We start from the raw sequence: 11,180 nt of genomic DNA, 5'->3' as shown, positions 1-11,180 counted from the left end.
TCCCTATTCCCTGACCAATGACAAATGACCAATGACAAATGACCAATGACCAATGACCAATGACAAATGACCAATGACCAATGACCAATGACCAATGACCAATGACCAATGACCAATGACCAATGACCAATGACCAATGACGAAACATCTCAAATCCCAGATATCCTAAAGAAGATTGTGATTGAGAAGAGTTATGGCACGTTTAGCCCTGCTGAGTGTATCGGATAAAACTGGACTGGTTGAGTTTGCCCGTCAGTTAGTTACAGAATTTGACTTTGCCTTAATGAGTAGTGGGGGAACCGCCAAAGCCCTGCAAGCGGCGGACTTGCCTGTAACTAAAGTATCTGATTATACAGAATTTCCTGAAATTTTAGGGGGTAGAGTGAAAACCCTGCATCCCCGGATTCATGGTGGTATTCTGGGACGGCGCGATGTGGCGGAGGATGTGGAACAAATGGTAGCCCATCAGATTCTACCCATTGATTTGGTGGTGGTGAACTTGTATCCCTTTGAGGAGACGATCGCGAAACCAGATGTAACGTTATCAGAGGCGATCGAGAATATCGATATTGGTGGACCTGCCATGCTACGGGCGTCAGCGAAGAATTATGCCCATCTAACCGTTTTGTGTAACCCCAGTCAGTATGACACCTATCTAGAACAATTACGCCAGCATGAGCATCACCCGTCTCTAGAATTCCGCCAATCTTGTGCAATAGAAGCATTTTCTCATACAGGTGATTACGATCGCGCGATCGCGTCCTACCTAGGCAAAACCCAGGAACCCCTCGACGCAGCCCAGGAAGCCCCATCCCTTCCCCAGGATTTTGTCCTCGCTGGAAAGCAACTGCAATCCCTACGTTATGGGGAAAATCCTCATCAATCAGCAACCTGGTATCAAACTGGAACCACTCCCACAGGCTGGACGGCTGCAACTAAAGTACAAGGAAAAGAACTCAGTTACAATAACCTGGTGGATTTAGAAGCCGCACGGCGGATTATTACTGAATTTACGGATTTACCCGCCGCTGCTGTACTTAAGCATACCAATCCCTGTGGTGTGGCGTTGGGAGGTACGCTGTTTGAAGCTTACGAAAAAGCCTTACATGCTGATCCAGTTTCTGCCTTTGGCGGTATTGTCGCCTTGAACCATCCGATTGATATGTCTACAGCCGGGGCGTTAACCCAAACCTTCTTGGAATGTGTCGTCGCACCGGAGTGCGAACCCGACGCCAAAGAGATTCTGGCGAAAAAATCGAAGTTAAGAGTTTTACTGCTACCTGAGTTGCAAAAAGGTCCCAAGCAAACTGTAAAGGTTATTGCTGGCGGGTTGCTGGTACAAGCCTCAGATGATGCGGTAGATAGCCCCGACAACTGGCAAGTTGCGACTGAAAAGCAACCGACACCTGATCAATTAGAGGAATTATTATTTGCCTGGAAGGTGTGTAAACACGTTAAATCTAATGCCATTGTCGTCACAGGCGATCGCACCACGTTGGGAATTGGTGCGGGTCAAATGAATCGCGTGGGTGCGGTGAAAATTGCCTTAGAACAAGCTGGGGAAAAAGCGAAAGGGGGTATTCTCGCCAGTGATGGATTTTTCCCCTTTGATGACTCAGTACGGACGGCGGCTGATGCTGGTATAGAAGCGATCGTACAACCGGGCGGAAGTTTACGGGATAAGGATTCGATTCAAGCGGCGAATGAATTAGGGTTGGTGATGGTACTTACAGGTATGCGTCACTTTTTGCATTAACCAACAAAAAAGGATGTCATGACTTGGCACACCTAATTGGATGGATTAAAATTACGCAAAAGAAACGGTAGGGGCGCAAGGCTTGCGCCCGATTTAAAATATTCTTTCCACCATTTTAGTTGTGTCACGGTAGGGTGCGTTAGCAAAGCGTAACGCACCGTTTTCTAATTGTCTCACACAAAAAAGGCGATCTAATTCCTTAAATTTAGGCATAAAATTGCTAAAAACAACAGGAATTTGCTACAAAATATAAGAGATTATAATCTAATAAATAATAACCATGCCGATTATCAAAAGCACGAGTGAGGTTGATGGGGAGCAAGTTGACATCTACATAGAAGTTGATGAAGTCCCTGACACTCTTGACGATAAAAGTCCCTATCAGGATACACGAGAAAGCCTTGCTAGAAAGTCTCTAAAGGCTGTAGACAACGTTTTTGGAGATGGTCTGGCTTTATCTCGTAAATGCGCTTTACAGGTCGTTCGCAGTGTCAACCAAATGCGCGATGCGGTCAAACCCAATGAATTTGAAGTACAACTGGCGATAAAATTGAATTCTGAAGTGGGGGCGGTACTGACGAAATTTGGCGGAGAAGCCCAGATGCAGGTGACAATGAAATGGACATTGAAGGAAACGCCCCAAAAACCGTCGTGATTGAGAAATCAGCCATTCAGATATTGCCCTACACGCTGATTGTCGGTCAGCATCAGATTAAATTGGCGCTGGAACTGGCGTATATTGCCCCTCGGATTGGTGGGGTGTTACTGAGTGGACATCGCGGCACGGGAAAATCTACCGCAGTCCGGGCGTTTGCTCAAATGATGTATGGCTGTCTCCCGGTTACTTTACCAATTAATGCCACAGAAGACCGAGTGGTGGGCGGTTGGAAAATTGATGAGTTGATGAAGAGTAAGCCTGTTCCCCAGGCTGGATTGTTGGAAGAAGCGAATGGGGGACTACTTTATATTGATGAGGTCAATTTGCTCGATGATCATATCGTCAATATTATTCTGGATGTAACCTCAACTGGGGTGCTGGTGGTGCAGCGAGAAGGGCAAAGTGAGCAAAAGCCGGTTTCGTTTACCTTAGTGGGCACGATGAACCCCGAAGAAGGAGGATTGCGCCCCCAATTAATTGACCGTTTTGGGTTGATGGTTAGTGTCACGGCTGAAACAGAGGAAGCGAAACGGACTGAGATTTTGCAGACTGTTTTGGAATTTGATCAGGCGGTATCTCAGATTAAAGCGGGTGAATCCTCCACCTATATTAATGATGCTCTGGAAAAAGACCAAGAACACCGGGAGTTACTGGAGAAAGCACGGCATAATTTTTATCAGGTGGAAGTTCCCGTGGATGTTGCTAAAAACTGTGTGCGGTTAGCGGCGGGTTTTCGGGCAGAAGGGAATCGGGGGGACTATATGATTGCATTGGCGGCTCGTGCTTATGCGGCGTTAAAGGGTGAAAAACAGGTGACCAATAATCATGTAGCAACAGTGGCACGGCTGGCACTCCAACATCGTCGTCCGGAAGTTCTCCAAAGTAACCAAATGCCGTGGCGTGAACCAGATAATCAGCTTGTGCAAGAGATTTTGAGCGGTGACTGATTCTGCCCCATCTTATCAACTTACGTTAACGGATTCCTTCACGCGATCGCTCGCTTGTGCGGCGATTAGTCCAGGGCTGCGGAGTATTCTGCTGTTTGATACGACTCCTGAAGTCTTACGGCTGACGGCTGAAATCCTGACTCAGATGGTGGCGATTGTCACGGGACATCCGGTTATCTCGGTGACGTTGGCGACGTGGGAAGCGGAGGATGATTTGTGGGGACGTTTGGGATTATCGGGGAATTCGGGGGAACAGTCTTTTGATTGGAAACCGGGTTTATTAACCGCCGGACAGAATCAGTCAGAACTGCGGTTGGTGATTATTCCGGACTTGACCAAGTTGAGTTTAGCAAGCGCACGGGCTTGTGTAACGCTGATGGGGGCAGATGTGGCACATCTGGAACGTCACGGACAGCAGGAATTTTGGCAACCGAATCTCTGTTGGTTGGCAGGGTGTGCTAGTGATCAAGTGGGCATGGTTTCGCCTCATTTGCTAGACCGTTTTGCCCTGCGGTTGAGTGGACAGGTGGAAAAGACGAGGGATAGAGTAGCAGAGATTCTGGAATGGATTGACCTCTCCCCCAGCCCCTCCACCAATAAAAACTCTTCCTTACTCCTCTCCCCTGTTAGGGGAGAACGAGAGGGGTGGAGAGGGGAGCCGGATTTTAGCTTGAAGCGGCTGCGCCAACCTCTGCAAAACGCGCTCCACCTGCGTCCCACGATTACAGCCGAAGCCACCGCCCGGATACTCGATTACACGTCAATCCTGGAAACGTATAGTCCGCGTCGGGAGATTGCTTTAGGGCGACTCGCTCTGGCGAATGCGCGGTTAGAGGGTGTAGCCGAAATGAGGGCAAAAGATGTTGATGCGGCGGCTCACCTGATGGGGTTAAAACCGATTCCTCAACAGACTGAAGACGTATCAACGGAAAGTGCTGAACCTGTCACACCACAATTTGATCAGCCTGAAACTGGGGAAGACAAATCGACCACAACACCCTTGGATTCAAACCCGTCTGAACCTGCAACAGTGAGGGAATCGGTGTATGAGTCGGATGAAGCCGAACCCTTACCGCCCACACGCTTACCCTTTAATACCGCTCCTGTCAATCCTTACCCAGAAGATGAGGCTCCAGTTGAACGGGAAGCCGCTTCACTCCAATTACCGAGTCGTCGTTTCCAGCCAAAGGCTAAGGCGTATGGGGCGATTATTGGCGTGGAGAAGGCAAAGACGTTGCAGGATTTAGCCTTGGTGAGGACATTACTGGAAGCAGCAAAGTTTCAGCGGATTCGCCACCAGTCTACCGGGAATGGTCATCAGGGGTTAATCGTATCACCCACTGACTTACATAGTTACCGCCGAGCGCCTGTCGCTGAACAAATGCTCATGTTACTCCTTGACCACACTTGTTTGCGGGATTGTCAATGGCAGGATGAATTATTACCCTACCTGAGTTGGGCGTATGTAGAACGGGCGAGTGTTTGCCTGATTCAGGTGGGAGCCGGAAATGCCCGCCATGAGTTACGCGCACAGAAGATAATGGCGCAGAGTATCTTAGTTCCTCGCATTAGTGCCGGAATTGAGGCAGGAAAGGGAAAGGCGACGCCTCTGGCTCATGGTTTAGATTTAGAGTTCTGCTCAATCCCCAGCCGAAACAGTATCAGGATTTGCCTTTAGAACTCGCACAAGTTATGGGAGCCGCCGTGGTTTCGATTCCACCTTTGCAGGAAATGGAGGTGGAATGATGGTTGATAAGTTCAAGCGTTCACTCACCCAACGGGCAATCACTTCACCCACAAGTTTGGGGCGAACCAAACAGCTACCCTTTGAAGCTACACAAGCAGCAGCGCCAACACCAACCCCACCCGCTTTACCAGAGGATGTAGAAACACAAACTGAAGAAAAACTTTTCCCACCCAACAAACTTTACATCACGATGAAGCTACCGCCAGAGGTGGCTATTTTACACATCTATCAGAATGGGGAAGATGAATATTCTGTGTGGGGTGGTAATGGGGTAGCTGGACTGCCACAAACTCCGCCAAACCAGCCGCCGAATCTTTCCTTGGGAAAATTGGTACAGAACAAAGAGCTTCCGGAAAAGATTCGGGATGATATGAGCTATTTTTCCCATGTCAATCTGGAGATTCGCAAATGGTTAAAGCGGCTTAAGTATAAGTTTGGTCAGCAGTTATGCCTAGTCATTGCTGACTATACCGATTTTGAAATCCCTTGGGAAATGTTGGAACTATCGCCCTATGAGTCACCGAATGAATATCTGGGCGCTTTGATGACTACAGTACGCTGGCGACAGATTATCAGTGGCGATGATTATGTGGTGTTAAATTTCCAAGCAGATGAATGCTGTGGGAATGCTGTTGCCTATGTTCTGGATACAGAACTCAAGGGAGTCGGACCCGAACTCGATATTTTAGAACAATTGCAAGCCGTGGTTTACCGCAGCAGTCAGCATCCGATTAAAACCTTTCAGCAGTATTTACAGCAGCATCAAGTTGGCTGTGGTTTTGTCTATATTTCTTGTCACGGAACGTTTAGAGGGAATCTTAGGGAAATAACTCTGGGTTCAGATTATGATGAACAGCAACAGTTAAAATTATTGGCATTACGCAGGTGTCAGCTTAATCTGGTGAAAAAGTCTCGCGGTATTGTCTTTATTAATGCTTGTCATTCAGGTCGCGAACAAGCTCATGCGTCTATTCCCCATACTTATCGTATGGGTTTTGTCGAACTATTTTTAGCAAAAGGGGCGCGAGGTGTGATTGGTACGTTAGGTGCTGTGGGTGACTCTTATGCGGCTAAGTTTGCTCGTGAACTGATTGAAGCATCTTTGCGATCGCCTAATCTATCAGTAGCGGCGTTGCTGCGAGAATTGAGATTGAGAGTGGTTCAGAAGTTACCGGATGAACCAACTACCCAAGACCTGCTACCCTTCATTTATACCTTTATGTATGTCTACTACGGGAATCCCATGACCGTACTCCGACTTACCCCTCCCGGAGGACAGGATTGTGTCTGATACTCAACAACTACCCCTATCGATTCAGCCAGTGATTAGCTACCCGCGTGAGGCGCAGGTGGGTAAAACTTACTTGATGACAATTGACCTGCAACCGTCTGGGAATAGTGAGTGGCTTTATGAGGATGAGGAATATCCTATTTATTGTATGTTGGAGACTTCGCCTTTATTTAGTAGTAAACCTGTGGGGGAACCAGCAGTAGTATTGCACCGATTTGGAGGAAGTTATGGTGCGGCTCAGTTTTTGCTGACGGCGACGCAGGAGGAAATGGAAGGGGAAATTAAGGTAACGCTAGTTAATGGTTGGGGTTTTCCACTCAAGGTTCTATGTCTGAATGATATAAAGATTACTACTATAGTTACTCGAAAAAATATAGTTGATTATATTGGTGTTAAACAAAAAGAGAAGGTTAAAAAAATAACTCCATCTGACAAAGAAGAATTGCAAAATCATAGCAGAAAAACATATATTGAAAAATGGATAAATAATTTAGAAAATGAAATTGCCTCTTATCAAGCTGCCTTAGAAGTCTACACTCGTGAGGCATTTCCTAGGGATTGGGCAATGATTCAAAATAATTTGGGTCATGCCTACTTATACAGAATCCAGGGAGAAAAGGCAGATAATCTAGAAACGGCGATCGCCTATTTTCAAGCATCGCTGCAAGTCTTTACTATTGAAGGGTTTCCCAGAGATTGGGCAAGGACTCAAAATAATCTGGCAAATGCCTATATGAATAGAATTCGTGGGGATAGGGCAGAGAATCTCGAAGTAGCGATCGCCTCTTATCAAGCTGCCTTAGAAGTCTACACTCGTGAGGCATTTCCTAGGGATTGGGCAATGATTCAAAATAATTTGGGTCATGCCTACTTATACAGACTCCGGGGAGAAAAGGCAGATAATTTAGAACGTATGATCGCCCATTTTCAAGCGGCGTTGGAAGTCTATACCCGTACAGCGTTTCCCAGCCAATGGGCAACAATTCAAAATAACCTGGGTACTGCCTACGGTGACAGAATTCAGGGAGAAAGGGCAGAGAATTTAGAAATTGCGATCACATCCTATCAAGCGGCGTTAGAAGTCTACACCCGTGAGGCGTTTCCCAGGAATTGGGCAATGACTCAAAATAATCTGGGTAATGCCTACACTGACCGAATCCAGGGAGACAGAGCAGAGAATTTAGAAAGTGCGATCACATCCTATCAAGCTGCTTTGCAAGTCCTTACCATTGAAGAATTTCCCAGAGCTTGGGCAATGACTCAAAATAATTTGGGTAATGCCTACACTGACAGAATTCAGGGAGACAGAACAGATAATTTAGAACGTGCGATCGCCTATTATCAAACCGCCCTACAAGTCTACACCCGTGAGGCTTTTCCTCGCGAGTGGGCAGGAGTTCAAACTAATCTGGGTAATGTCTACAGTGACAGAACTGAGGGAGAAAAGGCAGATGATTTAGAACGTGCGATCGCATATTATCAAGCAGCCTTGGAAGTTTACACTCGTGAGACGTTTCCTAGTGAGTGGGCAGAAGTTTACAATAATCTAAAAACAATTATAAGTCTAGATTTAGCAAAGTTTTACCAAGCTTGTAACCCAAGTCCCCTGAAATTTGCCAATCCCCAGGATCAGAAGTATTATATCAATTTATCCTCGGTGCGTGGCGGCAATACGATTAAGCAGATAGGCAGAACCATTACTCGCCTATCTCCCCATAAACCAACGTGCCAATTATTTACCGGATATATCGGTTGTGGCAAGTCTACTGAATTGCAGCAACTCAAGCTGGGATTAGAGAAACAGGGGTGTCATGTTGTGTATTTTGAGTCTAGCCACTTCTTAGAAATGGCAGACGTTGACGTGACAGATATCCTGCTCGCGATTGCGCGATCGGTGGCGGAAAGTTTGGAAGCGGTTAAAATTAGACTACAACCTGCCTATTTTGTCAACTTGTTTCGCGAGATTGGCGATTTCTTACAAACACCCATCGAGTTATCCATAGCCAAGTTTTCCCTACCTGGTGGAATTGCCAAAATTACCACCAAAATGAAAGACAGTCCCCGGCTGCGTTCTCAGTTACGCCAATATCTGGAACCGCGCACCAATGGGATTTTAAAGGCAATTAATCAGGAAGTCTTGACACCCGCCACGGAGAAACTGAAGCGAATTGGCAAAAAAGGATTAGTGGTCATCATCGATAATCTTGACCGCTTGGAGAACACAATTAAACCCACAGGTGAGCCTCAGCCTGTGTACTTATTTGTAGACCGAGGCGAACAGTTAAAGCAACTGAATTGTCACGTTGTTTACACCATTCCCCTATGTTTAATTTTTTCCAACGCTTGGGAGCGATTAACCAATCGATTTGCCGTTGTTCCCAAAGTTTTACCCATGGTTACCGTGCAACTACGCCAAGGCGGTGAATGTAAAGAAGGGATAGCGCTGCTGCAACAAATGGTATTAGCGAGGGCGTTTCCAGATATGAATCCCGTTCAGCGCCTGGATTGTCTATCAGAAGTCTTTGATCATCCAGATACCTTAAAGCGATTGTGTCAAATAAGTGGCGGACATACACGGCAATTACTCATGCTAATCGCCCGATGTCTTGAGCGAGATGATCCACCATTTTCGCGAGATTGTATTGAAGATATCATTCGACAACGGCGGAATCAATTAACCTTAGCCATTGCCGAGGATGAATGGATATATTTGCGGGAGGTAGCGCAGCAGAAAAGTTTGCGGGGAGAAGAGAAATTTCAAATTTTAATTCGCGATATGTTCGTCTTTGAATATCGAGATTCTCAGGGGTCTTGGTTTGATATTAATCCGATTTTGGCAGAAGCGGAAGAATTTCAGCTATGAACCTACTCAATCTCAATATTGTTGTAAGAACGGATCTGGTGTTTATGAGAGTCATAATTAGGGTAACGAACTCATCAGTCGTGAAGATTTGAGCAATAACCCAATACACTAGAACTATCCCGCAACCCCCGAACCTGCCATGACGACGACGACCAATCGCCTGACTCTCGAAGACTATCTCCAGTATGATAATGGCAGCGATACTCGCTACGAACTGGTTAACGGAGAATTAGTCCCAATGAGCCTGGGTACTGGCAAACATGGTGCAATCCTGAAATTCTTAGAGCATACTTTTGATAGCCAAGCCTCTGAAATGGGACAGCCATGGATAGCCCTAGCTGGAATCGTGGGTATCCGTTCCCCTCGTTCAGGGCGTTGGGACACCGTTCGCATCCCCGATGTGGTGGTAATTCCCCTAGAACAGTGGCGCGAGTTACAACATCGGGAAGCGATTATTGAATTAAACGAACCCCCACCTTTGCTTGTAGTTGAAGTAGTCAGCGAATCGACCAAACGCACCGACTATCGCGCTAAACGCTCAGAATACAGTGTTCTGGATATCCCTGAATACTGGATTGTTGACCCCCTAGAGGCTAAAGTCACCCGCCTCACCTTAGTCGAAGGATGGTACGATCCGACAGAATATAGAGGGAGCGATCGCATTCCCTCTCCTCTATTCCCCAACCTGGCGCTAACGGCTCAACAGGTGCTAAACGGTAATGTCAAAAATTGATGTTCAGTAAATCAGCATCCCCAGGTTGAGGTAATCCTGGGTTAGATGGGCGAGTCGGAGTAGAAGGCGGCGACGGTTGCGGGCTGGGTGTTGACATTTGGGGATCGGGGCGATTGGGATTATAAATGCTAACCAAAACCTCAATCAAATCCTCTCGCTGCTGGCGAGTCAGCTTTTCTATCACCGCGCGATCGCCTGCCATCGGATTTTCCGTTAATGTGTTACTACCAGGATAGTCAGATTCATTGATATACTCATTCGCCCCAAGATAGTCAGCCAGTGTCAACTTCCAATCAAACCGATAATTAGGAAGACGTCTTTTCTCATACAGGTGATAACGAATCAGACGACTTACCAATGTACTCTCTAAATTGACTTCGCCCGTTTCATTGGTGACATACTGGTTTTCTTTGGGAAAATCGGGCAACTGTTCATAAACTTGACGCCAAGTATCCTGCGATCGCATTAATTGGGCGCTGGCGGGTTGGGAACTTATAATTGACAAAACGGGGATAGTCCTAATCCCCGCTTTGCTCCAGCACAAGCCGATACTCGTCAGAATGGCAAGGGTGAACAGCACAACTAAGCGCGTCGCCTTACCCTTCCGTTTCAGTTGGATCATAGTGAATAGGATGATATAGCTGTCGCCATAAGATTACTCCCTCTTTGGTAGAAGATTACCTATTTTCCTCTTCCCCAGCTCCCTCAGCTCCCCTAGTGCAAGAAGGCAGAAATAACTGAACAGCTAATATCTCCCCCCGCTTCCCCTGCTCGCTCTGCTCCCCCTGCTTCATCGTATCTACGAAGCTGCTCAAGTATTTTTATGCCCGCTCCCCTAGCGCCCGCCTTTAATCCCCAATAATTTCCGGTTGAGTCAATTCATCAGACATCTCAATGATTGCCCGCAGAACTGGCTTCATCATTGGATCATCCAGATTTTCAAAATCTTCATAGCGACGGCGCTTTGCCCGATTTGCCACTTGCACCGTAATCCGATAGCGGTTAGAAGCAGCAGTAACTAGCTCCTCAGCTCGGTGCATAATTTGACTCGAATCAAACTGGTAACGCCGATGCAGCATAGATTTTAAGTTCCTAAAGTAGCAAGTTATTAGTCTAGCATTTTTGACCAATAACTCCTTGTGTTAGCGCCGTGGAGCAAAGCTCAGAAATAAAGCGAAGCTCAGA

At 46.7% G+C, this 11,180-nt stretch carries 9 protein-coding genes and 1 pseudogene; 8 read left to right on the top strand and 2 right to left on the bottom strand.

The genetic code is table 11. The features are described from left to right. The first annotated feature begins 193 nt into the window (after positions 1-193). From purH to RIG66_RS32295, 8 genes and pseudogenes are all read left to right on the top strand, one after another. Complete coding sequence (gene purH / locus RIG66_RS32330) at positions 194-1,756, top strand: bifunctional phosphoribosylaminoimidazolecarboxamide formyltransferase/IMP cyclohydrolase (RefSeq protein ID WP_446383981.1); 1,563 nt, start codon at positions 194-196, stop codon at positions 1,754-1,756. Positions 1,757-2,036: 280 nt separating this feature from the next. After that, complete coding sequence (locus RIG66_RS32325; RefSeq protein ID WP_446383979.1) at positions 2,037-2,411, top strand: CU044_2847 family protein; 375 nt, start codon at positions 2,037-2,039, stop codon at positions 2,409-2,411. Beyond that, positions 2,375-3,361 (top strand): AAA family ATPase, encoded by a 987-nt coding sequence (locus RIG66_RS32320; RefSeq protein WP_446383977.1) that lies wholly within the window; start codon positions 2,375-2,377, stop codon positions 3,359-3,361. Before RIG66_RS32325 ends, RIG66_RS32320 begins: the two co-directional genes overlap by 37 nt. Then, entirely contained in the window at positions 3,354-5,039 is a 1,686-nt protein-coding gene (locus tag RIG66_RS32315) for a hypothetical protein (RefSeq protein ID WP_446383975.1), read from the top strand. Before RIG66_RS32320 ends, RIG66_RS32315 begins: the two co-directional genes overlap by 8 nt. Before the next feature lie 64 nt (positions 5,040-5,103). Next, the gene (locus RIG66_RS32310) at positions 5,104-6,399 is read left to right on the top strand and encodes a CHAT domain-containing protein (RefSeq protein ID WP_446383973.1); all 1,296 of its coding nucleotides are present in this window, start codon (positions 5,104-5,106) and stop codon (positions 6,397-6,399) included. Between the two features lie 76 nt (positions 6,400-6,475). Next, positions 6,476-7,603: pseudogene (locus RIG66_RS32305) on the top strand (tetratricopeptide repeat protein); the annotation flags it as partial. Positions 7,604-7,654: 51 nt separating this feature from the next. Next, positions 7,655-9,262 carry a P-loop NTPase fold protein gene (locus RIG66_RS32300; protein ID WP_446383985.1) on the top strand — a complete coding sequence of 536 codons (1,608 nt, stop codon included), beginning with the start codon at positions 7,655-7,657 and terminating at the stop codon, positions 9,260-9,262. 139 nt (positions 9,263-9,401) lie between these two features. Continuing rightward, positions 9,402-9,995 (top strand): Uma2 family endonuclease, encoded by a 594-nt coding sequence (locus RIG66_RS32295; RefSeq protein ID WP_446383971.1) that lies wholly within the window; start codon positions 9,402-9,404, stop codon positions 9,993-9,995. Here RIG66_RS32295 and RIG66_RS32290 read toward each other — a convergent pair. Beyond that, positions 9,985-10,617, bottom strand: coding sequence for a hypothetical protein (locus RIG66_RS32290; RefSeq protein ID WP_446383969.1), 633 nt, complete (start codon positions 10,615-10,617; stop codon positions 9,985-9,987). The two genes, RIG66_RS32295 and RIG66_RS32290, sit on opposite strands and share 11 nt — an antisense overlap. A 226-nt stretch (positions 10,618-10,843) precedes the next feature. Then, positions 10,844-11,074 (bottom strand): DNA-directed RNA polymerase subunit omega, encoded by a 231-nt coding sequence (locus tag RIG66_RS32285; protein ID WP_006099459.1) that lies wholly within the window; start codon positions 11,072-11,074, stop codon positions 10,844-10,846. Positions 11,075-11,180 lie beyond the last annotated feature (106 nt).

Source organism: Coleofasciculus sp. E2-BRE-01 (assembly GCF_040221695.1).
In the GTDB taxonomy this organism is placed as follows: domain Bacteria; phylum Cyanobacteriota; class Cyanobacteriia; order Cyanobacteriales; family Coleofasciculaceae; genus Coleofasciculus.
This window is presented reverse-complemented; position numbering and strand designations above follow the sequence as displayed.